Source organism: Aurantimicrobium minutum, from assembly GCF_002355535.1.
GTDB classification, from domain to species: Bacteria; Actinomycetota; Actinomycetes; order Actinomycetales; family Microbacteriaceae; genus Aurantimicrobium; species Aurantimicrobium minutum.
The window spans coordinates 1533783-1560192 of record NZ_AP017457.1; the positions used below are offsets into that span (position 1 = coordinate 1533783).

Annotated in this window: 28 protein-coding genes; 10 read left to right on the plus strand and 18 right to left on the minus strand. The window is 54.1% G+C overall.

Features of this window, described 5'->3' with window-relative positions; all coding sequences use genetic code 11:
* Positions 1 to 41 precede the first annotated feature (41 nt).
* Genes AUMI_RS07660 through AUMI_RS07670 form a run of 3 tightly spaced genes read right to left on the minus strand, consistent with a single transcriptional unit; the run spans position 42 to position 2784 of the window.
* Positions 42 to 425 carry a fluoride efflux transporter FluC gene (locus tag AUMI_RS07660; protein ID WP_096383147.1) on the minus strand — a complete coding sequence of 128 codons (384 nt, stop codon included), beginning with the start codon at positions 423 to 425 and terminating at the stop codon, positions 42 to 44.
* A complete protein-coding gene (locus tag AUMI_RS07665) occupies positions 422 to 817 on the minus strand; it encodes a fluoride efflux transporter FluC (RefSeq protein ID WP_096383150.1) in 396 nt (131 codons plus the stop codon). Before AUMI_RS07665 ends, AUMI_RS07660 begins: the two co-directional genes overlap by 4 nt.
* Positions 814 to 2784: an APC family permease gene (locus AUMI_RS07670; protein ID WP_096383561.1), complete on the minus strand. Its 1971-nt coding sequence runs from the start codon at positions 2782 to 2784 to the stop codon at positions 814 to 816. The genes AUMI_RS07665 and AUMI_RS07670 overlap by 4 nt, the downstream gene beginning before the upstream one ends.
* A 164-nt stretch (positions 2785 to 2948) precedes the next feature.
* On the opposite strand from AUMI_RS07670, the gene AUMI_RS07675 reads away from it, so the two are divergent.
* From AUMI_RS07675 to AUMI_RS07715, 9 genes are all read left to right on the plus strand, one after another.
* On the plus strand, positions 2949 to 6155 hold the full coding sequence (locus AUMI_RS07675; protein ID WP_425338923.1) for an efflux RND transporter permease subunit: 3207 nt from the start codon (positions 2949 to 2951) through the stop codon (positions 6153 to 6155).
* Between the two features lie 29 nt (positions 6156 to 6184).
* Positions 6185 to 7108, plus strand: coding sequence for a DMT family transporter (locus tag AUMI_RS07680; RefSeq protein ID WP_096383155.1), 924 nt, complete (start codon positions 6185 to 6187; stop codon positions 7106 to 7108).
* A gap of 36 nt (positions 7109 to 7144) precedes the next feature.
* Positions 7145 to 7699 carry an orotate phosphoribosyltransferase gene (gene pyrE, locus AUMI_RS07685; RefSeq protein WP_096383158.1) on the plus strand — a complete coding sequence of 185 codons (555 nt, stop codon included), beginning with the start codon at positions 7145 to 7147 and terminating at the stop codon, positions 7697 to 7699.
* Positions 7700 to 7701: 2 nt separating this feature from the next.
* The gene (locus AUMI_RS07690) at positions 7702 to 8340 is read left to right on the plus strand and encodes a TrmH family RNA methyltransferase (protein WP_096383160.1); all 639 of its coding nucleotides are present in this window, start codon (positions 7702 to 7704) and stop codon (positions 8338 to 8340) included.
* A gap of 2 nt (positions 8341 to 8342) precedes the next feature.
* Positions 8343 to 8969, plus strand: coding sequence for a class I SAM-dependent methyltransferase (locus AUMI_RS07695; RefSeq protein WP_096383163.1), 627 nt, complete (start codon positions 8343 to 8345; stop codon positions 8967 to 8969).
* A gap of 94 nt (positions 8970 to 9063) precedes the next feature.
* The gene (locus tag AUMI_RS07700) at positions 9064 to 10350 is read left to right on the plus strand and encodes an adenylosuccinate synthase (protein WP_096383166.1); all 1287 of its coding nucleotides are present in this window, start codon (positions 9064 to 9066) and stop codon (positions 10348 to 10350) included.
* Positions 10351 to 10431: 81 nt separating this feature from the next.
* A complete protein-coding gene (locus tag AUMI_RS07705; protein WP_096383168.1) occupies positions 10432 to 11346 on the plus strand; it encodes a DMT family transporter in 915 nt (304 codons plus the stop codon).
* Between the two features lie 24 nt (positions 11347 to 11370).
* Complete coding sequence (locus tag AUMI_RS07710; protein ID WP_197702065.1) at positions 11371 to 11673, plus strand: chorismate mutase; 303 nt, start codon at positions 11371 to 11373, stop codon at positions 11671 to 11673.
* A 2-nt stretch (positions 11674 to 11675) separates the two neighbouring features.
* Positions 11676 to 12128 carry an HtaA domain-containing protein gene (locus AUMI_RS07715; RefSeq protein WP_096383170.1) on the plus strand — a complete coding sequence of 151 codons (453 nt, stop codon included), beginning with the start codon at positions 11676 to 11678 and terminating at the stop codon, positions 12126 to 12128.
* Here AUMI_RS07715 and AUMI_RS07720 read toward each other — a convergent pair.
* The 13 genes from AUMI_RS07720 to purD all read right to left on the minus strand — a co-directional run bounded on the left by AUMI_RS07720 (position 12125) and on the right by purD (position 23694).
* The gene (locus AUMI_RS07720; RefSeq protein ID WP_096383173.1) at positions 12125 to 12961 is read right to left on the minus strand and encodes an aldo/keto reductase; all 837 of its coding nucleotides are present in this window, start codon (positions 12959 to 12961) and stop codon (positions 12125 to 12127) included. The genes AUMI_RS07715 and AUMI_RS07720 overlap by 4 nt on opposite strands.
* A 15-nt stretch (positions 12962 to 12976) precedes the next feature.
* Positions 12977 to 15268, minus strand: coding sequence for a phosphoribosylformylglycinamidine synthase subunit PurL (gene purL, locus AUMI_RS07725; RefSeq protein ID WP_096383176.1), 2292 nt, complete (start codon positions 15266 to 15268; stop codon positions 12977 to 12979).
* Between the two features lie 52 nt (positions 15269 to 15320).
* The gene (locus AUMI_RS07730; protein WP_096383178.1) at positions 15321 to 15812 is read right to left on the minus strand and encodes a DUF3817 domain-containing protein; all 492 of its coding nucleotides are present in this window, start codon (positions 15810 to 15812) and stop codon (positions 15321 to 15323) included.
* A gap of 5 nt (positions 15813 to 15817) precedes the next feature.
* Complete coding sequence (gene purQ, locus AUMI_RS07735; protein WP_096383180.1) at positions 15818 to 16519, minus strand: phosphoribosylformylglycinamidine synthase subunit PurQ; 702 nt, start codon at positions 16517 to 16519, stop codon at positions 15818 to 15820.
* Positions 16519 to 16767 (minus strand): phosphoribosylformylglycinamidine synthase subunit PurS, encoded by a 249-nt coding sequence (gene purS, locus AUMI_RS07740; protein ID WP_096383182.1) that lies wholly within the window; start codon positions 16765 to 16767, stop codon positions 16519 to 16521. Before purS ends, purQ begins: the two co-directional genes overlap by 1 nt.
* 44 nt (positions 16768 to 16811) lie before the next feature.
* Positions 16812 to 18059 (minus strand): kynureninase, encoded by a 1248-nt coding sequence (locus AUMI_RS07745; protein ID WP_096383184.1) that lies wholly within the window; start codon positions 18057 to 18059, stop codon positions 16812 to 16814.
* Complete coding sequence (locus AUMI_RS07750; RefSeq protein ID WP_096383187.1) at positions 18056 to 19015, minus strand: amidohydrolase family protein; 960 nt, start codon at positions 19013 to 19015, stop codon at positions 18056 to 18058. Before AUMI_RS07750 ends, AUMI_RS07745 begins: the two co-directional genes overlap by 4 nt.
* A 9-nt stretch (positions 19016 to 19024) precedes the next feature.
* Positions 19025 to 19873: a tryptophan 2,3-dioxygenase gene (kynA, locus tag AUMI_RS07755; RefSeq protein WP_096383189.1), complete on the minus strand. Its 849-nt coding sequence runs from the start codon at positions 19871 to 19873 to the stop codon at positions 19025 to 19027.
* Positions 19874 to 19978: 105 nt separating this feature from the next.
* Complete coding sequence (locus AUMI_RS07760) at positions 19979 to 20188, minus strand: heavy-metal-associated domain-containing protein (RefSeq protein WP_096383191.1); 210 nt, start codon at positions 20186 to 20188, stop codon at positions 19979 to 19981.
* A complete protein-coding gene (locus AUMI_RS07765) occupies positions 20188 to 20769 on the minus strand; it encodes a DUF305 domain-containing protein (RefSeq protein ID WP_197702066.1) in 582 nt (193 codons plus the stop codon). The genes AUMI_RS07760 and AUMI_RS07765 overlap by 1 nt, the downstream gene beginning before the upstream one ends.
* A gap of 53 nt (positions 20770 to 20822) precedes the next feature.
* Positions 20823 to 21479: a membrane protein YczE gene (gene yczE / locus AUMI_RS07770; RefSeq protein WP_096383195.1), complete on the minus strand. Its 657-nt coding sequence runs from the start codon at positions 21477 to 21479 to the stop codon at positions 20823 to 20825.
* A gap of 59 nt (positions 21480 to 21538) precedes the next feature.
* Positions 21539 to 22426: a phosphoribosylaminoimidazolesuccinocarboxamide synthase gene (locus AUMI_RS07775; RefSeq protein WP_096383197.1), complete on the minus strand. Its 888-nt coding sequence runs from the start codon at positions 22424 to 22426 to the stop codon at positions 21539 to 21541.
* Positions 22426 to 23694 (minus strand): phosphoribosylamine--glycine ligase, encoded by a 1269-nt coding sequence (gene purD, locus AUMI_RS07780; RefSeq protein ID WP_096383200.1) that lies wholly within the window; start codon positions 23692 to 23694, stop codon positions 22426 to 22428. The genes AUMI_RS07775 and purD overlap by 1 nt, the downstream gene beginning before the upstream one ends.
* Before the next feature lie 70 nt (positions 23695 to 23764).
* Here purD and AUMI_RS07785 point away from each other — a divergent pair, with 70 nt between their 5' ends.
* Positions 23765 to 25120, plus strand: coding sequence for an FAD-dependent oxidoreductase (locus tag AUMI_RS07785; RefSeq protein WP_096383202.1), 1356 nt, complete (start codon positions 23765 to 23767; stop codon positions 25118 to 25120).
* 64 nt (positions 25121 to 25184) lie between these two features.
* Here AUMI_RS07785 and AUMI_RS07790 read toward each other — a convergent pair whose 3' ends face one another.
* On the minus strand, positions 25185 to 25595 hold the full coding sequence (locus AUMI_RS07790) for an arsenate reductase ArsC (protein WP_096383204.1): 411 nt from the start codon (positions 25593 to 25595) through the stop codon (positions 25185 to 25187).
* Positions 25588 to 26265 (minus strand): MIP/aquaporin family protein, encoded by a 678-nt coding sequence (locus AUMI_RS07795; protein ID WP_096383207.1) that lies wholly within the window; start codon positions 26263 to 26265, stop codon positions 25588 to 25590. Before AUMI_RS07795 ends, AUMI_RS07790 begins: the two co-directional genes overlap by 8 nt.
* Between the last annotated feature and the right edge of the window lie 145 nt (positions 26266 to 26410).

Below are 26410 nucleotides of genomic sequence, written 5' to 3' on the forward strand. Positions count from 1 at the left end.
CAATGAAAAAATCTAGGCCGAGTCTAACATGAGCACGGCACTCATGAGCTGAGCGGGCCACCGGAAATAACGTATCCAGCGCCAACAGCCAATAAACCTGCAGCAGTTGACCCAATGATGTTTAGCCCCGCGATGACCCATTTTCCGGATTGCATGCGTTCCACGGACTCCACCGCAAAGGTGCTCATGGTGGTGAAACCTCCGCAGAAGCCAGCCACCAGAATGAAGCCCAACTCGGTTGAGAGCACGGTGTTGATCAACAGTGCAGTGAAGACACCGATGAGGAAAGAGCCCACCACGTTGACAATAAAAATTGCCAACGGGAAGCCTTCCTTCTTGGGAGGCAACGCAACGGTTGCTCCATAGCGCAGCCCGGCTCCGAGGCCACCGGCAACGATTGCGAGAATAAAGGACAGTGCGTTCATCGTCGAGCTCCCTTCTTGCGGGGAGTTCCCAACCAGATTCCGAGCACTGCCGCAAAGAGGCTTGTCGCAATAGAGAGTGCGAGGAATGCGGCCGTCATCATCGGATTCTGTATCAGCAGTGCCTGCAACATGACACCAGAGAATGTGGTGAAACCGCCCAGCACGCCCGGGCCAATGCCCACCTTGAACCAGCGTGGAGTTTTCGGTTTGGCCCACAGGCCTGCAACCAAGAAACCTAAGACGAAGGAGCCCACAGCGTTGATGAGCATCGTGCTAGCGAGCGAGAAAGTTGCAAAGACGAGACTGAGAATGATGTCCAACAGGATGCGCAATGCTGTACCCAGTGCACCACCAATGATCACGGGTAAGAGATCTTTTTTCAGATCTTTCACTCAGTGTCAGTCTTTTCGCGCTTAGCCGGAGTCATCGGCTTACGTGCAGGAGGACGTATGGGTTCACCACGACGTGATTGTCCGGGCACCGGACGAGAACGACGGCCATAAATGAGGTCTGTGGAGTCCAGAAGCCAGGGCACCAGGGCGATGGCAACACCGTGCTCGAGCATAAGTTTCATCTTCAGGCGACGTGCCTTGTGGTTGTGCAGTGCATGCTCCCACCAGTGGCCCACGATGTATTGGGGTAGGTACACAGTCACAATCTCTGAACCGTGTTGTGCGCGGTGTTCACGGATGTGCTGAATCAGTGGCCAGCTGAGGTCGCGATAGGGCGAGCTAATAATTCGCAGCGGCAGGTGAATGTTTTGGCGTATCCAGTCCAACTCAAGTCGAGCGGTGGCCACTTCGTTGATTGAGACGTGAACGGCTTCGATGGAGTCGTGACGGGCAGCAATGGCGTAGTCGATGGCTTTGAGGATGGGCTTTTGCATCTTGCCAACCAGCACGATTGCGTGGTCACCCTTCGCCCCGAATGTGGTGACAGCGTCAACAGCCACCTCTGCTTCAACGTCGCGGTAGTAGCGGTTCACACCAATCATGAGTGTGAAGAGAATAGGCATAGCCAAGAAGACAATCCAGGCACCGTGGGTGAACTTTGTCACGGTGACGATGATGAGAACTGTGGCAGTGAAGGTTGCACCTGTGATGTTGATCAAGCGTGAACGCTTAATGCTTCCAGGATTCTCAGGCTTTGTCTTGAGAAGTTTGGTCCAGTGCACGACCATGCCGGATTGGCCTAGCGTGAAGGACACGAAAACACCGATGATGTAGAGCTGAATGAGCTGGGTGAGGTTTGCTTGGAAAACCGTCAGGATCACTATGGCAGCAAGGCCGAGAGCAATAACACCGTTGGAGTAGATGAGGCGGTCACCACGAGTTTCCAACGACTTAGGTGCATAACCATCGTGGGCCAAGACGGATCCCAGAAGCGGGAAGCCGTTGAACGCGGTGTTTGCAGCTAGTAACAGCACCAAAGCTGTTCCAGCCTGGATGGCATAGAACAAGAAGGTGTTGTTGCCGAACGTGGCGGCAGCAATCTGTGCAATTAAAGAGCGCTGTGGAACCGTCTCACAGTTGGCATAGCCGATGAGGTGGCAGGCATCTTCGGCATAACGAACACCTGAGATGAAAGCCATGATTATCAGACCCGCAAACAAGGTGATGGCAATGGCGCCCATAATCACCAGCGTGGTCTGAGCGTTCTTAATCTTGGGTGCACGGAAGGCGGGGACTCCGTTGGAGATTGCCTCAACACCGGTGAGCGCAGCACAACCACTGGCGAAGGAGCGCAAAAGCAGCAGAACCAGTGCCGCCTGGGCAACGCTTTCGCCTTGCACAAGATATTCGGAAGATTCAGCCACAGGGGGATCGCCCATGATGGTTCGGACCAGACCAACAACAATCATGATGAAGACGCTGGCTACGAAGAAGTAGGTGGGGATTGCGAATGCCTTACCTGATTCACGTACACCGCGTAAGTTAATGGCGGCCAAAATGATGACGAAGACAACAGCAAGCAGCACACGTTCCGGTGCCAATTCGGGAATTGCAGAAATGATGTTGTCCACACCGGAGGCAACGGACACAGCCACCGTCATGACGTAGTCAACGAGCAAAGCAGAAGCTACAACAACACCGGCTTTTTCACCCAGGTTCTTGTGTGCAACCTCGTAGTCTCCACCACCGGAAGGGTACGCCTTGATGAGTTGGCGGTAACTGGCAATCACCACAACCATGAGCAAGATAACGCAGGCGGCAATCCAGGGCGCAAAGCTGAGGAAAGCAAGTCCACCGATGAGCAGAATCATCAACAACTCTTGAGGGGCGTAAGCCACGGAAGAAAGCGGGTCACTGGCGAAGATAGGAAGGGCTATGCGCTTTTTGAGAAGCTCCCCCTCGAGCATGGCTGTTGGGAGCGGATCACCAATAATCCAGCGTTTTGGTGACTTAGATTCTGGAATAGAACCAGTGGGTGTTTCTTCAGGACTCACGAAAGGCTACTTTACGCCGATTCTTCCCACAGAGAACTCTCATTTGTTTATCGAAAAGTAGTGCCAGACTGAGACTTGTGTTTCTTTTAGCTAAAGCCAGTATGAAAAACCGCGCCCTCATTGCGCTGGTCACGGTCGTTGTTGCCATTTTTGGTGGCCTTGCACTGACCAATCTCAAGCAGGAATTAGCGCCTAGCGTTCAGTTCCCTCAGCTGGCTGTGCTTACTGTTTACCCCGGTGCTGCACCCGAAGTGGTCAACCAGGACGTCTCTAACCCAATTGAAACAGCTATTCAAGGTGTTCCGGGTATCGAAAACACCACAGCGACCTCCAGTACCAACCTGAGCCTGATTTCTGTCTCGTTTACTTATGGCACTGACCTGATCATTTCTGAGCAAAAGATCAACCAGGCAATCAACCGCATCAAATCCCAGCTTCCGACCGATGTGGACCCGCAGGTCATCACCGGAAGCTTCAGTGATTTCCCTGTCATGCAGATTGCGGTCTCGAGTGATGTCAGCACACTCGAGCTAGCTGACCTGCTTCGCGCTTCCACACTTGGAGAAATCAAGGATGTTGAAGGCGTTCGTGACGCCGCTTTACTTGGTGCTCCAGAAAAGCGCGTCACGATCACTCCAGATTTCGGTGCGCTTCAAGCCCAGGGCCTCACAACAGCAGCTATCAAAGACACTCTTGATGCAAATGGTCTACTGATTCCCGCCGGTGAAATAACCGAGAATGACCAGACACTCTCTGTTCAAATTGGTGAACGCATTACCTCAACAGAAGAGATTGCGAATCTGCCGCTCGTGGGGGCCAAAGGTCCCGGTGTTGTCACTATTGGTGATGTCTCCACCGTTGAACTGACTAACGCGCCCGAAACAACGATTTCTCGCGTCAACGGTCAGCCCGCACTGACGATAGCTGTTACCAAGCTTCCTGGCGCAAACACTGTTGATGTGTCTCACGCTGTCAATGCTGTGCTCCCTGAACTCGAAGCAAGCTTGGGAAACAATGCCACCTTTACTGTTGTCTTTGACCAGGCTCCCTACATTGAAAAATCCATCGAGTCTCTGACGACCGAAGGTTTGCTGGGTCTGCTCTTTGCTGTTCTGGTGATCCTGGTCTTCCTGCTGTCGATTCGCTCGACCATTGTGACGGCAATCTCGATTCCCACCTCGGTGCTCATTACCTTCATTGGTCTTCAGGCGTCCAACTACACACTCAACATCCTTACCCTGGGTGCGCTGACGATTGCCATTGGTCGTGTTGTTGATGACTCCATCGTGGTTATCGAAAACATCAAGCGCCGACTTGTTCCGGGTGTAGACCGTGCTGAAACAATCGTGGATGCCGTTCGTGAAGTTGCTGGGGCTATCACGGCCTCAACAGCAACTACTGTTGCCGTGTTCTTGCCACTTGCCTTCGTGGGAGATATCACCGGCGAGCTGTTCCGCCCGTTTGCGCTCACAGTTACCATCGCTCTAGTTGCATCACTGCTTGTTTCATTGACTATCGTTCCCGTGCTGGCTTACTGGTTCCTTCGTGCACCATCGGAGACCGGCAAGCGTGCTGCCAAAGCTAAAGAAGCTGAGCTCGCCGGAGAAGAAAAGCCCGGCTGGCTGCAAAAGGGCTACCTGCCGATTATCAACTGGACTCTCAAGCACAGCGTTGTCACGATTATTCTTGCCTTGCTCGTGCTTGTTGGCACCGGTGCAATACTGCCTTTGATGAAGACCAACTTCCTTGGTTCTTCCGGACAGAACACGTTCACTGTGACCGAATCCATTAAGCCGGGAACCAGCCTGGAAGCACAGGATGCAATGGCTGCCGATGTTGAAGGTGCTCTGCTTGACACCAAGGGCGTTGAGATTGTCCAGGTCTCAATCGGTTCTTCCGGTAACGCACTGCGTGACGCTTTTGTTGGCGGTGGAGATACCGCTATCACCTACTCGGTCACCACCGTTGAAGGCGGCGACCAGCAGAAGATTCAAGAAGATGCTCGCATCGCTGTCGAGAAGGTAGCTGACAAGGACACCATCACGATTGGTTCTTCGGGCGGTTTTGGCGCCAGCAGCGATATTGAAATCAACATCACTGCCCCCAACCAGGCTGACCTAGAGAAGGCTGCCGCTGAAGTTCAGAAAACCATGGAAGCTCTGCCCGAGGCAAAGCAGGTCACCAGTAACCTCACCGAAGCTCGCCCCTACATTGCCGTGACCGTGAAGCGTACTGAGGCAGCTGAAGCGGGCTTCTCAGAAGTTGCTCTCGCGGGCTACGTTGCTCAGGCAATGCGACCCACCACTGTTGGAACGGTTGTGATTGAGGGAACCACTCTCGATATCTATATCGCCTCTGAGGATCCTCCTGCAACGGAAGCTGAACTTGCAGCACTGATTATTCCCACCGCTCAGGGGCCAGTTCCTTTGGACACCCTGGCCACCATTGAGGTCAAAGATGGTCCCGCCACGGTGACCACGGTGAAGGGACAGCGCAGTGCTACTGTCACCATCACACCCAATAGTGAAGACCTCGGCACCGCAACCGCCGCTGTCAACAAGGCACTCACTACCCTCAACCTGCCAGCTGGTTCCTCAGCAAAGATAGGCGGCGTGAGCGCCGACCAGGCCGCTGCGTTTAGTTCGCTCGGTATTGCACTGCTGGTCGCCATCCTCGTGGTTTACATCATCATGGTGGCAACCTTTGGTTCCTTGCTTCAGCCGCTGTTGCTACTTATCTCAGTTCCCTTCGCGGCAACTGGCGCCATTGGCCTGCAGGTCATTACCGGTGTTCCACTGGGTGTCCCCTCTTTCATCGGTTTGCTCATGCTGGTGGGAATCGTGGTCACGAATGCCATCGTGCTTATTGACTTGGTCAACCAATACCGGGCTAAGGGTCTGCCTGTTCGCGAGGCTCTCACCGAGGGTGCGACTCGTCGTTTGCGTCCCATCTTGATGACGGCGTTGGCCACCATCTTTGCTTTGATTCCGATGGCTGTAGGTATCACCGGCTCCGGTGGATTTATTTCTCAGCCTCTGGCCATCGTGGTGATTGGTGGTTTGATTTCTTCAACCGCACTGACCTTGATTGTTCTTCCCACCATCTACAACCTTGTTGAGGGCGGTCGCGAGAAGCGCAAGGCAAAGCGTGCAGAGAAGAAGCAGGCAAAGGCAGGAACACATGCACCAACTGCTTCATCTACTGAGCCCGTCTTTGACACTTTGGTCATCGATGACGATGGTGATGATGATTCACCAATTCGTCGCCGTCGTTCAAATTCTTAGACCGGCTGGCTCCTAGCTAGGCTGGAGGGATGAAAACCTCCCGCCTTGCTGTGTGGTCACTGGTCTCAGTGGCAGCGATGTGGGGTATTGCCTTTGTGGTGATGAAGCCTGCTATCGAGCAGCAGCCATTCTTTGACTTCCTTGCAATCAGATTCACAATTGCAGCTGGAATCATGCTGGCCATCAAACCCAAAGTTGTGCTGGCCCTCAAGGGCAAAATGCTTGCCGTCGGTGCTGGCCTCGGAGTGATGTTGGGCCTTGCCTACATCACACAAACCATTGCCTTAGAAATGACGACGGCTGCCATCACGGGCTTCCTCACCGGGACCTATGTTGTGCTGACTCCTGTTTTGGGCTGGATTATTTTTCGTCGCAAGGTTGGAATCAAGGTGGCAGTTGGTGCCGTGTTGGCACTGATTGGTTTAGGACTGATTTCGATCACTGGCGTAACCATTGAGGTTGGCCAAATTTGGGGAATTATTTGTGCTGTGCTTTACGCCCTGCACATTGTGGGTCTGGGTAAGTTCAGCTCTGGTCTTGATTCCTATGCCCTGACATTTGCCCAATTGTTGTTTGTGGCAGTGGTGTGCTGGATTGGTGCTCTTCCAGATGGCTACCAAGGACCCCCCACTGTTGATGTGTGGATGGCTGTCCTCTTCACGGCAATCTTTGCCACCGTCATTGGCTTCTTCGTTCAGACGTGGGCTCAGGCACAAATGGAACCTGCCCGCGTGGCCATCATCCTCACCCTAGAAGTGGTGTTCACCGCGGTGGTCTCTGTAGCTGTGGGACAAGAAGTGTTGGCACTCAAAACCATCATTGGTGGAGCTTTCATGGTTGCCGCCATGGTGATCGTCGAATGGCCAACGAAGGGTAAAAAAGAACACATTGCAGGAACACCCAGTGCGGATGATGATGAAGACATCGTTCCACTCGAGCCCCTGCCACACTAGGCGAAGCCGCCGAGTACTGGCCGATAAACTGTGAGCATGACTCCTGCACGCGAACAACTCATCAACTTCATCAAAGAAGAAGCTGTCTTTCACGGTGACTTCACGCTGACCAGCGGCAAGAAGGCAACCTACTACGTTGACATGCGCAAGATCTCGCTCGATCACCGCGTGGCCCCACTGATTGGGCAGGTTATGTTGGACGTGCTGGCTCAGATTCCCGATGTTGACGCCGTGGGCGGTCTCACCATGGGCGCAGACCCCATCGCGACAGCCGTTTTGCACCAGGGCGCAGCCCGCGGACTAACCTATGACGCATTTGTCGTGCGTAAAGAACCCAAAGACCACGGACGAGGACGTCAGGTTGAAGGCCCCGACCTCACAGGTAAGCGAGTAGTCGTCCTCGAGGACACCTCCACCACCGGTGGATCACCCCTGAAAGCCATTGAAGCTCTCGAGAAGGTCGGTGCCGAGGTTGCTGGTGTTGCCGTAGTGGTCGACCGTGCAACCGATGCGCGTCAACGCATTGAAACTGCCGGCTACCCCTACTTCTATGCAATTGGTCTTGAGGACCTTGGGCTTGAGCCTCAGTAACTGTGACTGAACTTCCTGACTCACCCACGCATGAGCTCAGCACCTCGGGTGTGGGGCCATGGATTGGCGAGCTCCCTGAGGAGCCTTGGTATGACCCAGAGCTTCTAGAAAAGGGCGATACCCGTAACGTCATTGACCGATATCGCTATTGGAAGATGGAAGCGATCGTCGCAGACCTCGACGAGAAACGTCATCCATTTCACGTTGCCATTGAGAACTGGCAACACGATATGAACATTGGTTCCATCGTGCGCTCGGCCAATGCCTTTGGTGCAGACACCGTGCACATTGTGGGCCGCAAGCGCTGGAACAAGCGTGGAGCCATGGTCACAGATCGCTATCAACACGTTTTGCACCACGACACCGTCGCAGACCTCGTGGCCTGGACTACTGAGCATGAACTTCCCATCTTGGCCATCGATAACGTTCCAGGCTGCGTCAAGATCGAGACCTATGCTCTGCCCGAGCGCTGCCTGTTTCTGTTCGGCCAAGAAGGCCCGGGTCTTTCTGCTGAGGCAATAGATGCGGCAGAAGCAGTGATTGAGATCACCCAGTTCGGATCAACTCGTTCAATCAACGCTAGTGCTGCAGCTGCGGTAACCATGCACTCCTGGATCATGCAGCACGTGAAGTTTGTTTAGAAATGACTACCCGGAACTCTCCTGAAGCTTGGGATCAGCGCTATGCCGAGTCGGAGATGGTGTGGTCATTAGAACCGAACGAGTTCGTCGTCGAATATCTCTCTGATCTTCCGGCCGGAAAGATGCTCGACCTTGGTGGCGGAGAGGGCCGCAATGCCCTGTGGTTTGCCAGCCGTGGCTGGCACGTTGAGAACTCAGATTTTTCGGCAGTAGCGGTCACTAAATTCCTGCAACGTGCTGAACGTGAAGGTCTCTTAGAACTGTGCACAGGAACAACAGTGGATGCGACCCACCCTGAGTCCTGCGTCACCAAGCCAGTAGATCTGGCCGTGATGGCCTATCTCCAGATTCCTGCAGCAGACCTCGCTGCCGCGATAGCCACGGCAGCGCACAGTCTGCGCCCAGGTGGCACATTTTTCGGTGTGTGGCATGCCCGAGAAAACCTTGAATATGGCTTTGGGGGACCTCCCAGCCCTGAGCTCAACCCCACACAGGATGAACTTCGCGCTGCCTGTGAAGCGGTGGGTATGAACATAGAAACCCTCACCCTACGTGAGCGCTACTTTGTGAGCGGCGACCAGCAGCGTAAGGCAATCGATGCGGTGCTCCTGGCCACTGCCGCTGCATAAGTAACCGCAAGAAATAGGCATTGCTGAGCCGGTAGAATGAATTACTGGCAGGTCGCAGTCGCGCTCGCCGTACTGAGGACGAGGGGATATCGTCATGCCAGCAATCGTGTTGATTGGTGCCCAGTGGGGCGATGAAGGTAAAGGTAAAGCTACCGACCTTCTCGCGGAGCGCATCGACTACGTGGTCAAGTTCAACGGTGGAAACAACGCCGGTCACACCGTAGTTATTGGTGACGAGAAATACGCCCTCCACCTCCTCCCCTCAGGCATTCTGACTCCCGGTGTTACTCCCGTTATTGCAAACGGTGTTGTTATTGACATCTCTGTTCTCTTTGCCGAACTGGATGCCCTCAATTCTCGCGGAATTGATACGTCGAAGCTGCGTGTGAGCGCCAACGCCCACGTCATCACTGACTACCACCGCACCTTGGATAAGGTCACCGAGCGATTCTTGGGCAAGCGCCAGATCGGTACTACCGGCCGTGGCATTGGTCCCACTTATGCCGACAAGATCAACCGCGTGGGTATCCGTATCCAAGACATCTTCGACGAAGGCATTCTGCGTCAAAAGGTTGAAGCCGCTTTGGATATCAAGAACCACTTGCTGGCCAAGATTTATAACCGTCGCGCCATATCTGCCGACGCCGTCATTGAAGAACTGCTGTCCTACCGTGAGCGCTTGGCCCCCATGGTTGCTGACACTGCTTTGGAACTCAACCAGGCTCTCGAAGCTGACAAGGTTGTTCTTTTTGAAGGTGGCCAGGCAACCATGCTGGACATCGATCACGGAACGTATCCTTTCGTCACTTCGTCGAACGCCACCGCAGGTGGTGCTTCGACTGGATCCGGTATTGGGCCCAACAAGTTCGAGCGCGTAATTGCTGTCATCAAGGCCTACACAACCCGTGTCGGTGCTGGTCCGTTCCCCACCGAACTCTTTGATGCTGATGGTGAATTCCTGCGCGCCAAGGGCTTCGAGTTTGGAACCACCACCGGACGCCCTCGTCGCTGCGGTTGGTATGACGCTCCCATTGCTCGTTACACCGCTCGTATCAACGGTGTGACCGACTTTGTGTTAACCAAGCTGGATGTTCTCACTGGTCTTGAGAAGATTCCTGTGTGTGTTGCCTACGACGTTGAAGGTGTTCGTCACGATGAGGTTCCGGTTAACCAGACAGACTTCCACCACGCCAAGCCCATCCTGGAATACTTCCCGGGCTGGAGCGAAGACATCACTGGTGCACGAAAGTTCAGCGACCTCCCCAAGAATGCTCAGGACTACGTCACTGCTCTGGAAGCAATGAGCGGTGCTCGCTTCTCCGCCATCGGCGTGGGCCCAGCACGTGATGCCATCATCGTGCAGCACGACCTGGTCGGCTAAGAACTCTGTCTGGCCGGCTGGCCAGTTTGGACATATCGTTCATGCCCGAATGAGCTTGTTCAGGGCTAGGCTGAAGAGGTTATGACGACTTCAGCCACCAACTTCAAGCGCGGCCAATCTCCGGCACTTATTGCCTTCAAGTTTGTGGCGTTGGCGCTGTTGTGGGGTTCGAGTTTCTTCTTCATCAAGATCGCCCTAGACACTCTGAGCTGGGGGCAGGTTGCGTGGGCACGCGTGGTTGCCGGCGGCATATTCATGCTTGTCTTTTGGTTGATTAGTCGTGAAAAACTCCCCAAGGACATCAAACTCTGGGGCCACATCACCGTCGCCGGAATCATCGGTATTGGTATTCCTTTCATCTTCTTCCCCTGGGCTGAGCAGTACATCACGTCTGCCGTTGCCACCATTTACAACGGCCTTACCCCGATCATGACCGCCATCATTGCTGTTTATGTGTTGCGGGTTGAGAACTTCAACCGCAATCAAGCAGTTGGTGTGCTCGTTGGTTTAGCAGGGCTTGTCGTGGTTATCGCGCCCTGGACTATCACTGACCTGGGTGGAAGTTTCTGGGGCCAGATTGCGGCACTGAGCGCGGCTGTGATGTATGGATTCTCGGGAACCTATCTCAAGAAGTATGTGTTCCCCAGCGGTGTCTCCGCCAAAGCTATCTCCATCATTGAGGTTGGTGCAGCAGCATTGTTCATCCTTCTGCTCACACCATTTCTTGCAACCGGCCCGGTCACTATCGACTGGAGCACCGTCATAGCCATTTCGATTATCGGATTTGGTGGAACCGGCCTGGCATATTTGTGGTTCAACGATGTGCTCGAATCTTGGGGCCCAACCCGTGCTTCCTCAGTAACTTACGTGATGCCCATTGTTGGCATCATGCTTGGTGTTGTTTTCTTGGGCGAAACTCTGCACTGGTATGAACCAGTTGGTGGTGCCATCGTTATCGCTGGTGTACTCATCATGCGCAGGCAAGCTCAGAAGTAATCAGTCCTGCGCTACCCTGAATCTATGGCGCAGAACGACATGACCCCTGAGGTCGCAGCAGAGCTTGCAGGTATTCGAGAGAGCATCGACAACATCGATGCCGCACTGATTCACATGCTTGCTGAACGCTTTAAGTTCACTCAGAAGGTCGGAACTCTCAAAGCAGCCAACAATCTTCCGCCATCGGACCCCGAGCGTGAAGCACGTCAGGTTGCCAGACTGCGCGCACTTGCTGAAGAAGCCAACCTCGATCCCACCTTTGCAGAAAAGTGGTTCCACTTCGTTGTGGAAGAAGTTATTCATCACCATGTGCAAGCTCGAGGCTAAGTATGTCTGGCTACCAGCTCCAGTGGGGCATCAAGGATTCCTTGTTGGGTTATCTGCGCGGCATTGAGGATGGCCTCATCGAAGCAGATTCTCCCGCTGTGTTTGAGGGCAATCTATTCACTTTTAGTGAAGATGGTGCTGCGTCGAACTTTGACGCTGGCACGGCAACAGGAACCCTTCAGTTCCTGGGAACCGCCAAGCTCAGCGGCCACTGGGGCATGATGAACATCGTGCTCAAGAACCCTCTCGTCGAGCTTCAGAATGGTGTGGGAACTCTCTTGATAGCGCAGGGAGGAATTCTCTCCCCTGAAACGTTAGTTCCCTTTGTCAAGCTTGAACGCATCGGCGACAGCAATGAATATCGCACCAGTCTCACCGCTGAAGGTCGTTTAGTCCTCGGTGAGCAGTATCAGGTTGGTCAGGAACTCAATCCTCTGACGCTTGCTGCAGTTTAGAAGTCAGCAGTCCTGGGGTCTGGACCAATACGGCTGTCTGTGTTCAGAGTCTTGATAGCTGCAAGATCGTCCTGATCAAGCTCGAAACCGAACACGTCAAAGTTGGATTGGATTCGAGTCTTCGTTACAGATTTCGGAATCACAATACGTCCGGACTGAACGTGCCAACGAATAATCACTTGTGCAGTGCTGACGTTGTGCTTGAGGGCAATCGAGCTCAACACAGCATCCTCGAGGGCTTGCCCCTGTCCCAACGGTGACCAAGCCTCAGTGAGAATCCCATGCCTTGCATCAATTTCAGAGAGCGACTCCTGCTGCAAATAGGGGTGAAGTTCAATCTGGTTGACTGCAGGAGTTACTCCCGTTGCCGAAATAATCTCAGTGAGGTGTTCCTCTTCAAAGTTGGATACACCGATGGACTTCACAAGACCTTTCTCGCGCATCTCGATGAGGGTTTCCCATGCAGCAAGAAAGTTGCCCCTCCATGGTGAAGGCCAGTGGATCAGATACAGATCAACATATTCGAGTCCCATGAGATCAAGGCTTTTGTGAAGGGCTGGCCAGGCAGCATCAGGAGCTTGGTCTGTGTTCCACAGTTTGGTTGTGACAAAAATCTCCTCGCGTGGCAAACCTGAGGCCTTCAGCGCAGCACCAACTCCGCGTTCGTTCTGATAGATGGCTGCCGTGTCGATGTGTCGGTAACCTGCCTCAAGTGCGTCTAGGACATAGTGCTCTGCAACGTCGTCCTCGACCTTGAAAACGCCATAGCCAATCTGAGGAATGACCAATCCGTCATTCATGTCAAGACGAGGACCGCCTCCGTGGTCAGTCATGATTACTCCAGATGGTTAGCCAAAGTATTTTGGCAGGGTTTCGTTACTGCGCTGCCTAATTTCCTCAACAGAGACCTCGAATAGTCCCTGAACGTCAAGCTTGGCATCTGCCCCGCCCTGGTCGGTAACACCAATACGCAAAACAGGGTAGTTGCGTGCTTCACACAGTCCCAGGAATCGAACGTCGTCTTCGCGAGGAACAGAGACAATCACACGACCGGTTGATTCAGAGAACAACGCGGTTGCGGCGTCGACACCATCGCGCTCGATGATTTCATCAAGCCAGACGCGTGCACCAACACCAAAGCGCATCACAGACTCAGCAAGTGCCTGGCCCAGCCCACCATCGCTGAGGTCGTGGGCAGAGAGAATCAAGCTCTCGATAGCAGCACCCTGGAGGAGATCAGCAAGCTCTTTTTCTTGAGCCAGGTCAACAACAGGTGGAACACCACCGAGGTGGTTGTGGATGGTGCCAGCCCATGCCGAACCATCGAGTTCGGTGCGGGTGTAACCCAGGAGGTAAATGTTGTTGCCCTCGTCCTGCCATGCGGAAGGAATACGACGGGCAACATCATCGATGACACCGAGCACACCCACAACTGGAGTGGGGTGGATAGGGGCGTCACCGGTCTGGTTATAGAAGGAGACGTTTCCACCGGTGACGGGGATCTCTAGCTCTAAACAACCGTCTGCCAGACCAGCAACAGCTTGCTTGAACTGCCACATCACTTCGGGGTTCTCTGGAGAACCGAAGTTGAGGCAGTCAGTGACTGCTGCAGGAACAGCACCAGATACGGCAACGTTGCGATACGCCTCAGCCAGCGCTAAGCGAGCTCCGTTGTAGGGATCAAGCTGGCAGTAGCGACCGTTGGCGTCAGTGGCGATAGCAAAGCCAAGACCAGACTCTTCGTCGACGCGAATCATGCCGGCGTCGTCAGGGAAGCTGAGCGCCGTGTTTCCCATAACGAAGTAGTCATACTGCGTGGTGATGAGGGACTTATCAGCCAGGTTGGGGCTGGCAACAAGCGTCAAGAACTGATCCTTGAGATCTGCACCCGAGGAGGGACGAGCCAGCTTGTCAGCAGAGTCTGCCTGCAGGGCATCAATCCATGCGGGGTAAGCAACGGGACGTTCATAGACGGGACCGTCAATGGCGACGGTGCGAGGGTCCACGTTCACAATTTCTTCGCCACCGTGGTGGATCACGAGGCGACCGGTGTCGGTCACTTCACCAAGAACACTGGTTTCCACATCCCACTTGTTGACAACAGCCATGAACTGATCGAGCAGCTCAGGCTTGACCACAGCCATCATGCGCTCTTGGCTCTCTGACATGAGGATTTCTTCAGCGGTGAGGGTGGGGTCGCGCAAAAGAACATTGTCGAGTTCAACAAACATGCCACCGTCACCGTTGGAGGCGAGCTCACTTGTTGCACAGGAAATACCTGCAGCACCGAGGTCTTGAATACCTTCGACCAGGCCTTCGCGGTAGAGCTCAAGACAGCACTCGATGAGGACCTTCTCAGCGAAGGGGTCACCAACCTGAACAGCAGGACGCTTGGTAGGTCCAGTTGAATCGAACGAGTCTGAGGCAAGAATCGATGCGCCACCGATACCGTCACCACCGGTGCGAGCACCGAAGAGAACAATCTTGTTGCCAACACCAGAAGCGTTTGCCAGGTGAAGGTCTTCGTGACGCAGCACACCAACAGAAAGCGCGTTCACAAGAGGGTTGCCCTGGTAGCAAGAGTCGAAGTAGGTCTCGCCACCAATGTTGGGTAGCCCCAGGCAGTTGCCATAGAAGCTAATACCGCCGACAACACCGTGGAGTACACGAGGAGTGTCAGGGTGGTCAATGGCACCAAAGCGAAGCTGGTCCATCACGGCAACGGGACGTGCACCCATCGAGATGATGTCACGGACGATTCCACCCACACCGGTGGCAGCGCCCTGGAAGGGCTCGATGTAGCTGGGGTGGTTGTGGCTCTCCACCTTAAAGGTGACAGCCCAGCCCTCGCCGACATCGACAACACCGGCATTCTCGCCCATGCCGACCATCAGCTTTTCTTTCATTTTCTCGCTGACCTTCTGGCCAAACTGACGAAGGTAAATCTTCGAAGACTTGTAGGAGCAGTGCTCACTCCACATCACCGAATACATCGCCAGCTCACCGGAGGTGGGGCGGCGACCGAGGATTTCACGAATCTTGGCGTACTCGTCATCCTTGAGGCCAAGGGCGCCGTAGGGCTGAACCTTGTCGGGGGTTGCGATGGCGTTCTCTACGGTGTCGGCGACGTGGCTGCTCACGCGTGAAGTCCCTTCTGATGGGTGTTGCGAAAAGTTGAATTGCTCATCTTCTTTAGCGTCCCCCGGGAGGACCGATGATGAGCAAAGTTGTGAAGACGGCGACAATCGCCAGAACAATAACCAGAATCAACAAAATCGGGTGGTTCAAGAACCAGCGGAAAAGTCGATCTAACGGACGGGCATCACGAGGATCATCCGTTGCCTCACGGCGCCAGGGTCCTTCGAGTGCTCCGCGCTTGGCTTGAACAAGTTCGAAAGGAATGGTGGCATAGGGCAGGATTGCCGTGATGACGGCAAGCAAACCCATCCAGAATCCCCAGCGCTGGTTGAAGGCGATGAGGATGGAGGTTGCGCCATAGGCAATAAAGACGAAACCGTGTAGTCCACCGATGGTGGTGAATAAGGTTTGGTCAATGCCGGTGGTAGCTCGCAAGATCAAGCCAGTGATCAACAGTGTCCAGGTGCATGCTTCCGCAATGGCGAGAACAAAGTAGAGCTTGCGGGGAGTGAAGCCCGGGGCGTGTGCTGTGTTTGCTGCGTTCACGAAGCTTATGCCTTTGACAGGATGGTGCTTTGGATGACGGAAGTAAAGAATTTGAGCCCATCAAGACCTGAGCGCATTGCTACCGCAGTGTCGGGGCCAAAGCCTGGCTCCACTGCGTGCTCGGGGTGAGGCATCAAACCAACCACGTTTCCGGCTTCGTTCGACACACCGGCAATGTCATCGATGGAACCGTTGGGGTTCACGCCGACATAGCGGAAGGTGACTTGACCGTTGTCTTCAATCCGTTTGATGGTGTCAGCGTCCGCGACGAAGCGACCATCTGCGTTCTTGAGCGGAATGATGATTTCTTCACCCTGGGCGAAGTCTTTCGTCCACGCTGTGGTGTTGTTCTCCACGATGAGCTTCTGATCGCGGCGTACGAAAGTCTGGCAGTCATTGCGGGTGTGAGCACCGGGAACCAGGCGAGCCTCAGCAAGCATCTGGAATCCGTTACAAATACCGAGCACGGGCATACCCTTGCGTGCTGCATCGATGACTTCAGCCATGATGGGGGCGTGGCTGGCAATAGAGCCTGCACGCAGGTAGTCGCCGTAGCTAAAGCCACCGGGAAGAATGATGGCTTCCACGCCCTCAAGGTCGTGCGCTCCGTGCCACAGGGCGACGGGCTCTCCACCAGCTAGCTTGACCGCACGTTGAGCGTCACGCTCATCAAGCGAGCCGGGGAAGGTGATTACTCCGACGCGCATTACTTGGCCTCGGAGATGCTGACGACATCTTCGATGACCGAGTTCGAGAGGATGTCCTCTGCGATGGTCTTGACGGCCTCAAGAGTTTCAGCGGTGACGGGACCGTCAACGGTGAGCTCGAAGCGCTTTCCGATGCGAACACCGGTGAATTGGTTGTGACCTAGACGGGTAAGAGCGCCAGCGACTGCCTTGCCCTGTGGGTCAAGAATTTCAGCCTTGGGCATTACCTCGACAACGATGGTGGGCATGGGGGCGACTCCAGCGATTTCGCGAGCAAGGGAATACCTCAATCCTACCGGAGGGAAAGGAGTGTCTCCTTGACCCTCTCCATGCCGAGGAAGACTTCCTGGAAAGAAGTTGTCAGTGGAGAGAGCCCAATGCGTAATCCATGCGGATCGCGATAGTCGGGAATGATGTCTTCTTTCCACATCAACGCATTTACTTCACGCATGTCTGGGTGGTTCAAGGTGACATGGCCACCTCGCTGGGCGGGGTCGCGTGGTGTTGCCACGGTCACGCCCAGTGGTGCCAGAACTTCGTCGGTGTAGTCGATGACGAACTGTGTCAGCAGAAGTGACTTAGCACGAATAGCTTCAATGCTGACCTCGCCGATGAGCTCAACAGGGTCAATCATGGCCTGCATTCCCACGACTGGAGTGGTACCCGTGATGAAGCGGCGCAGGTCGTTCTCAGGGTCATAGCCAGGACCCATCAGGAACATATTCTTAGTTCCCCACCAGCCTTGGATCGGTTGTTCAATCTGGGTCTGTAAGTCTCTGCGCACATACGCCCAGGCAGGAGCACCGGGGCCACCGCAGAGATACTTATAGGAGCAGCCCACGGCGATATCGACGTTCCAGTTATCCAGTTCAACAACGACAGAGCCCACCGAGTGGCTCAGGTCCCACACAATCAATGCGCCCGCGTCGTGGGTGATCTTCGTGATTGCAGGAGCATCTGCCATGAAGCCGGAGCGGTAGGCAACGTGGCTCAGTAGCACCAGAGCAGTGTTGGAGTTCACCACAGCAGAAACTTGTTCAGGCGTAACACCGGCACTGGTGTCAGCCTCAATCCACACCAATGTCATGCTGAGTTCGTCAGCAATACCTTCAAGAAGGTAGCGATCGGTGGGGAAGTTATCGGTGTCGAGGACAATCTCGGTGCGGCCTGGGCGCGCGGCAATCGCAGCTCGCGCCATCTTGTAGAGCAGCACGCTGGTGGAGTCACCGACAAAGGTTTGCCCAGGTGCAGCACCCAGTGCTGCACTACCAATCTTGTTGCCGAGTTCGAGGGGTAGGTTCAACCACTGCTCGTCCCAGCTTCGAATAAGGCGTGTTCCCCAGTCGTGACGTAAGAAAGCTTCAATGCGGTCAAAGCTGGCCTGCATGGGGCGGCCTAAGGAGTTGCCATCGAAGTACGCCAGAGGCATTCCTGGTGTCGAGGTACGGGTTGCTTCATCGGTTCCATAGAACTTGGCACGATGAACAGCTAACGGATCAGATTGATCAAGCTGCGCTGCGAGTGTTTCAAAACTTGTCATAGGTACTCCACTTCGGTGGTTTCGACGATACGCGCAGTAGCGAGCCAGGTGCAGAAATCTGCGGAGCTGCCGTCTGATATCTCGGAGATGAAGCTCACTCGTGTGGGGGGAGTCAGATCGTTTTTCGTTTCCCACCAGGACGTCAATGACTCACTGATTTGTAGAGGTGTCATTCCGCAGGCCTGCAATGCGGTGAGTTCTCGCACGTTGATCCCCAAAGGCAAAGGCCCATTACCCAGATCTGTGCCATAGAACACTGTTCCACCTGCAGCAATAAATCGACGCAGATTGGCACACGCAATATCGAAGGCATCGGAATAGGTGCCGTAACCATGAATATCCAGCGTGCTCATCCAGCCCACATTGGTGGCTGCGGCGTAACTGATTAGCTCGTCAGAGAGAATCTCAGTAAATGGAGTGTGAGCAAGCACCACGCTGCCGGCGCTAATGGCACGCTCTGCTTGCCCAGCTCCTTCCGCGTGAATCACAGGAGTAAGCCCACGCTGCTGTGTTGCGGTGACAAGTTGAGCAAGCACCTCATCTGAGTGCACAGGCCCGGCGTCAGCATTGAGTGTGATCTTGATTGCACGTGCACCTGCCACAACTTGGGTGGCAACAGCTTGCTCAGAATCCGAAACAAAGACCGTGGCATCCTCGGGAGCCCATGAGCGGTCAGAGGGGTAACCTCCGGGGGCCGCCAGAAAGTTACCGGCAAAGTCCACATCCAGACCGGGAATACTCCCAGCTGCCCACTCCTGCTGGGCCGGCAGTGACCAACCCGTATCTAGCACTCGACCAATACCTGCTACAGGTAAACCAGATGGATCAACAAGGCCAAGGTGAACGTGGGCATCACCAAAAAGCGGGAACACGGTCCCGCGCTCGCCGGATGTTAGGCGTGCTGGAGAACCAACCCCGTAAGGGTTGGTGTGTTCTCCTGAGCGCGCTGAAGACACTTTGGCTGACTACTTTCCAATCTCAGTGCGCACGGCAAAGAGTTCAGGGAAAAACGTCAGTTCGAGAGCTTTTTGTAAGAAAGGAGCACCTGAGCTTCCGCCGGTACCCATCTTCATTCCGATGATGCGCTGCACTGTGCGCAGGTGACGGAATCGCCAGAACTGGAAGTTTTCTTCTAAGTCCACAAGTTCTTCGCAGGTTTCGTAGGCTTCCCAGTGTTCCTCATGCTCGTTATAGATCGTGATAAACACCGACAGTAAATCTTCGGAAAACACCCATGCTTTGGTGACGTCGCGGTTGAGTACGACATCAGGGATGTCATATCCGCGACGAGAGAGATAACGCAGGAATTCGTCATAGATAGTGGGAGCCTTCAATGCGGTCACGAGAAGAGCTTGAGCTTCAGGATCAGCGTCAAAGACTTTGATCATCTTCTCGTTCTTATTGCCCAGCATGAATTCGATGGCGCGATATTGGTGTGATTGGAAACCGCTGGAGTTACCTAAACGGTCACGAAATTGTGCATATTCACTGGGAGTCAATGTGGCCAGGACAGACCACTGCTCGGTGAGGGTCTTTTGGATGTGCTTGAGCCGAGCAATGCATTTGAGAGCTTGACCCAAATCGTCGTTGCGCAGATAGTTCGCTGCACCGATAAGTTCGTGCACCATCAACTTCATCCACAATTCGGTGGTTTGGTGCTGAATGATAAACAGCAACTCATCGTGGTGATCGCTCAGCGGCTTTTGCGCCGACAGCAGGGTCCCTAGATCGAGATAGCCGCCGTAGCTCATCCGGTCGGTGAAGTCTGTGACGACGGTTTCTTCAATGTCGCGTGTGTTGTTTTCAACACCCATGTGTGGAACCTCCTTGTGGGAACCACAACACACTAGCCAGAAGTGGTGCTTCTTCGTCAGTGCTTGCCAGAAAAAAGTTTCAACTTTTTTCGCACGGCCCAAAGCCTAGGAGGCGACAGCCGAATAACCAGCCTCTTGGATTGCATCAATGACTGCTTGTTCAGGAATGGATTCCGTGCTCTCGACGGTCACTTTTCCTGCGTCAAGGTCAACCTCAACTGCAGTGACGTGATCTAGCCGAGAGACTTCAGTGGTCACGCTTGCCACACAATGCTGGCACGTCATTCCTGTGACCGTGTAGATCGACGTACTCATTACATTCCAGCCAAGAGAGTTTTCATCTTTTCGATCTCTGCAGATTGACTAGAAATAATTGCCGCAGCTAATTCCTTCGCCTCGGCATTGTTAGAACCAACAATCATTTGGGCCATCTGGATTGCTCCCTCGTGGTGGGCAATCATTCCCTGGAGGTAGAGCTTGTCGAATTCGGCTCCGCTTGCGTTGCTGAGTGCAGTCATTTGCTCGTCAGTGAGCATGCCACCCATGCCCATGTCATGACCCATATCCATTCCAGCGCCAGCGCTTTCAAGCCATGCAGCCATCTGCTTTATCTCTGGAGCTTGGGCATCTTTGATTTGTACGGCGAGAGCAAGAATCTCTGGGTTGGTCGAGCGAGTCTCGGCGAGTGTAGACATGTCAACTGCTTGTTGGTGGTGTGGAATCATCATCTGCGCAAACATGATGTCGTTACTGGAGAATCCCGAAGTGGATTCACTATTGCCCATCATGGAGTCATTCATTCCAGTGCCACCAATATTGATGGTGCAACCAGTGAGTAACAAGGCTCCAACCAGAATGCTTGAGCCGGCGACTACTGCACGAGATGTCTTATTCATAGTCCTCATTGTTTCAGAGTTTCCTATGAGCCAGCCGAGAGTGCGCTGGAAGGTTAGTGACCCTCGACTTCTTCCGGTTCTTTCACTTTGTCTAGGTTGAACCAGGGCAACATGACGTGAACGACAGGTCCGATGCTGAAGGCATAGATGATGGTTCCCAGGCCGACTGCGCCACCCATGACCCAGCCAAGCCCCAGCACGACGACTTCAATTGCCGTTCGAACAAGCCAGATAGGGCGACCAGTAATTCGCACGATTCCCGTCATCAAACCATCACGAGGCCCTGGACCTAGGCCAGCACCGATATACATCGAAATGCCGAGGCCGTTAATCAAGATGGCGACGAGGAAATACCCCAACCCCCACCAGAAATCTGGTGCCTTGGGAATGACGGCAATAAAGAGGTCTATAGAGATACCAATAGTGATGGCGTTGAGGATGGTGCCGATGCCCAGTTTTTGCTTGAGAAAAATCCAGAGAAAGAGAACAGCGAAGCCCACAATCACGACAACGAGCCCAATAGAGACCCCAGTGACTATTGAAAGACCTAAGTGGAAGGCATCCCAGGGGTCGAGCCCAATTGCAGCTTGCAACATAATGGCGAAAGCAAAACCGCAGATGATCAGGCCGGTCTCCACCAGAACCAATCGTTTCCACATCGGGGCACCACTACGGGGCACCTCGAAAATGGAATTGATAAATCTGCGCATGACTTCAGGCTAGGTGCACAGCACAATGTTGGGGAAACTTCACCACAGAATTATTACGGCTATCCCAGCATCCGGCTGATGAGCTCGCGATAGCGGTCAGCAGTTCTCTGAACTATTTCCTCGGGAAGAACGGGAGGAGTGCCCTGCTTGTCCCAATTGGCTGAAAGCCAATTGCGCACAATCTGCTTATCGAAACTGGTCATTTTTTCTGCAGGGGTAGTTCCTGCTTCATAAGCAGCTGCATCCCAGTAACGAGAGGAGTCCGAGGTGAGAACCTCATCAGCGAGGGTGATGACACCTGTTTCTTTGTCACGACCAAATTCGAACTTCGTGTCGGCGAGGATGATTTCCTTGGCGGCCGCGAGCTCGCTGGCCTGAGTAAAGATCTGAAGTGAAAGGTCACGCAACGCAGTAGCGTCTTCGAGCCCAATGAGTTCCACAGTTCTTTCAAAGCTGATGTTCTCATCATGTTCGCCAAAGGGCGCTTTCCACGCAGGGGTGTAAATCGGTTCAGGGAGTTTGTCCCCGTCTTTCAACCCTGCAGGTAAAGGAATTCCGCACACACTCTGGTGTTCGAGGTATTCGAGATAGCCGCTACCGGAAAGATAGCCACGGACTACACATTCCACGGGGAACATATCGAGGTTGGCAACCAACATTGCTTTGCCTTGAACCTCTGCAGGAATCTCACCAGTGCGCAGGTGGTTGGGAACACCAAGTTGATCAAACCACCACAGGCTCAAGGTGGTGAGCAGTTCGCCCTTACCGGGGATACCCGGTTCGAGCACGTGATCGAATGCGCTGACACGATCGCTCGCAACAACCAACACTCGAGGCGTTGACTCCAAAGATTCACCTGCGGGAACGTAGAGGTCACGAACTTTGCCTGAGTAGGCATGAGTCCAGCCAGGAAGGGTGAGTTTCTGACCACCGGTGAAACCGGACATTACTTCACAACCTTTTTGGCGATGTCTGTGCGGTATTGGCCGCCCTCAAGGGAAATCTTGGACAAGCCTTCGTAGGCGTGCGAGCGTGCCTCGGCGAAGTCTTTTCCACGGCCAACAACACTCAAGACGCGACCACCGGTGGCGACGAGCTCACCGTCTTGTTCGGTGGTTGCCGCATGGGTAACGTGCACACCCTCAATGGCGTTTGCCAGTGGAATACCGGTCAACACTCTGCCAGTAACAGGAGTCTCGGGATAGTTCTCGCTGGCGAGAACAACCGTGACGACTGCTTCATCTGAGAACTCAGGGCGCTCGCGACCGGCAAGACTTCCAGTAGCCGAAGCCATCATGAGTTCAGACAGTGGAGTCTTGAGCCTTGGCAGAACAACTTGGGTTTCAGGGTCTCCAAAGCGCGCATTGAATTCGATGACTCGGATTCCTTTGGAGGTGAGAATAAGTCCGCAGTAAAGCAAGCCTTGGAAGGGCGTTCCCTCGGCCTCAAGTTGGCGAATGGTGGGCAAAGCAATCGTTTCAATCACTTCGGTGACAAAAGCGTCTTCACTTCCAAACTGTTCTGCCAACCACGGAAGTGGTGAGTAGGCGCCCATTCCACCAGTGTTGGGGCCTTCATCATTGTCCTTGAGACGCTTGAAGTCTTGCGCTGGGGACAAGGGAAGAACGTCGTGGCCGTCGGCGAACATGAACAGTGACACTTCTTGGCCATCCAAGAATTCCTCAATGAGGACAGAACCTTGAGTGAGGTAGTGGGAGGCGTGCGCCACAGCTGCATCGCGATCGTGGGTTACTAGTACACCCTTACCGGCAGCGAGGCCATCAGCTTTGATGACGTAGGGAGCGCCGTAGTCATCCAATGCTGTCTCAGCATCAAGCAGTGTTGACACCTTGATTGCACGTCCTGTAGGAACTCCGGCCTCATCCATGATGCGCTTGGCAAAAGTTTTTGAACCTTCCAAAGCCGCTGCTGCCTGGTTGGGACCGAAGACAGGGATACCCATTTCACGCAGTGGGTCAGCGACTCCAGCAACAAGGGGTGCTTCAGGACCCACCACAACAAGATCAACGTCAAGGCCCTCAGCGAGGAAGGCCACGGCTTCTGGATCGAGGATGTCTGTGGTGACGCAAGGAACATCGAAAGCGATACCGGCGTTACCAGGGGCAACTGTTATTTCGTGGTTAGCATTTTCAGCCAGAAGTGCGGTAACTATTGCGTGCTCGCGGGCACCGGAGCCAAGAACCAGGATTTTCACGAGTTAAGCCTATTGCCCCCGGCTAAACTGGGAATTCACTTGCCTTCCACGTATGAGGATTATTTACCCCGTGACCAAGCTTCGACTGGCCATTGTTGGCGCCGGCCCCGCAGGAATCTACGCAGCAGATATTGCAATGAAAGCCGAACGCGACTTCGAACTTTCCATTGACCTTTTTGAACACCTCCCCGCACCCTATGGTTTGGTTCGTTACGGTGTGGCTCCCGACCACCCACGTATTAAAGGCATCATCACAGCCTTGCGCGAGGTGCTGGACCGCGGAGACATTCGGCTGTTTGGCAACGTGGAATACGGCGTTGACATCACGATGGATGATCTCAAGAAGCACTACAACGCCGTTATCTTTGCCACCGGTGCAACAAAGGATGTTCCGATGAACATCCCAGGGATTGAGCTCAATGGCAGCTATGGCGCAGCTGACTTTGTCAGTTGGTATGACGGCCATCCTGATGTTCCCCGCACGTGGCCACTGACTGCCCAATCTGTTGCTGTCATCGGTAACGGAAACGTGGCCTTGGATGCAGCCCGCATGCTCGCCAAGCATGCTGAGGACCTTCTCGTCACGGAAATTCCTGACAACGTCTATCAGGGCCTCAAGTCCTCTCCAGTAACTGATGTTCACGTCTTTGGGCGTCGTGGTCCCGCGCAAGCAAAGTTCTCTCCGCTGGAGCTGCGTGAACTGGGTGAACTTCGCGATGTCGACATGATCGTCTATGACGAAGACTTTGAAATTGATCCTGCAAGTCAAGCATTGATTGATTCCAACAAGCAGGTCTTTGTTCTCAACAAGGTGATGAACGAGTGGCGCACCCGCGAGACCGGCAAGGCATCTCGACGTTTGCATCTGCACTTCTATGCCAACCCTCTCGAGGTGCTCGGAGATGAAGAAGGCAACGTGACGGGCTTCCGTTATGAACGCACAGCCCCCGACGGCTCCGGGGGAGTTGTGGGCACTGGCGAGATCCGTGAAGTGGAAGTGCAGGCGTTGTATCGCGCTATTGGTTACTACAGCTCACCGCTGAAAGACGTTCCCTTTGATGTTGACAAGGGTGTTATCCCTAACCACGAAGGCCAGGTCATTGATGAGTCTGGAAAGCACATCCCTGGCGTTTATGCCACCGGATGGATTAAGCGTGGACCCGTAGGACTCATCGGTCACACCAAGAGCGACGCGATGGAAACCATTGCTCATGTGCTTGAAGATCAAGATTCATGGTGGACTCCGGAAGAGCCTGAAGAGGGTGCCATCGTTGATCTGATGGAAAGTCGCGGCATTGAATTCACCACAGCTCAGGGCTGGACTGCTTTAGATGAATACGAGCAGAAGCTTGGTGAGCCTGAAGGACGTGCGCGCATCAAGGTTGTCGAGAGAGAGACCATGCTGAAAGCCTCTCGCGCAGAATAAGTGCTCTAAATACTCAATGACTATGGCCACCCACCGGGTGGCCATAGTCATTGAAGAAGTGAAGCTAGAACTTTGCGTCAATCTCCGCGATAAGAGCTTCAATCTTGCCGCGGATTTCGTCACGAATGGGGCGGACAGCGTCCACTCCCTTGCCTGCTGGATCTTCCAGGGGCCAGTCAAGGTATTGCTTGCCAGGGAAAAATGGGCACTTGTCTCCACAGCCCATGGTGATGACATAGTCAGATGCCATGACAGCCTCGTCGGTGAGCTCCTTGGGTGTTGAGGTGGTGAGGTCGATTCCTTCTTCTGCCATCACGGCGATGGCAGAAGGGTTGACCTGGTCACGTGGTTCGGTGCCGGCAGAAAGAACTTCAACACGGTCACCAGCAAGATGTTGGAGATAGCCGGCTGCCATTTGTGAACGTCCTGCGTTGTGGACGCAGACAAAGAGGACTGTGGCTTTTTTATCAGACATGATTTTCTTTCTTGTGGGTGGAGTCAATGATTGCCCAAGCTAAGACGGCGCCGAGTGCGGCTCCAATGAGCTGTGCAAGAACAAAGGGCCCAACTGAGGGCGGGGCAATCCCAGCGAAGCTGTCGCTAAAGACACGACCAATGGTCACTGCAGGGTTTGCAAAAGATGTGGAGGAGGTGAAGAAGTAGGCCGAGCCAATCCATGCGGCGACGGCAAAGGGAACAAACCGTGCTTGCTCACGAGCAATGAAAACCAAAATCACAACTAGCAGGCCGGCTGTTGCAACTATTTCACCGATAAACAATCCGGGTGAGACCCGCTGCGTTGAAGCAATTTGGATAGGCGCTTGATCAAACATGATGTTCGCCAAGATTGCTCCGGAGATGGCGCCCGTAATCTGTGCGATGACATAGGGAAGAACGCGCACTCCTGGCTGGAGCTTCTTTGCCCACATCACGAGTGTGACCGCAGGGTTGAAGTGGGCGCCGCTGATGGGCCCCAAGATCAGGATGAGTAATGCCAGCACAAAGATGGTCGACAGCGTGTTGATCAAAAGTGCAACGCCGGGATCATCAGACATTTGGGTACCCATGATTCCGGAGCCCACAACGGTGGCTACGAGAACGAGAGTTCCGAAGAACTCTGCGAGGGCGAGTCTGAGTGTGTGCATGTATCTATTCTGATGTTGTTCTGATGTTGTGCTGGACAAGAGTGAAGCCCCATCTGTTCACTTCGAAACTGGTGGGGCTCCACAGAGAAAGACTTAGCAGCAGCCGGTGTCGCCGCAGCAACCGCCATCGCCGCCCGAGATTACG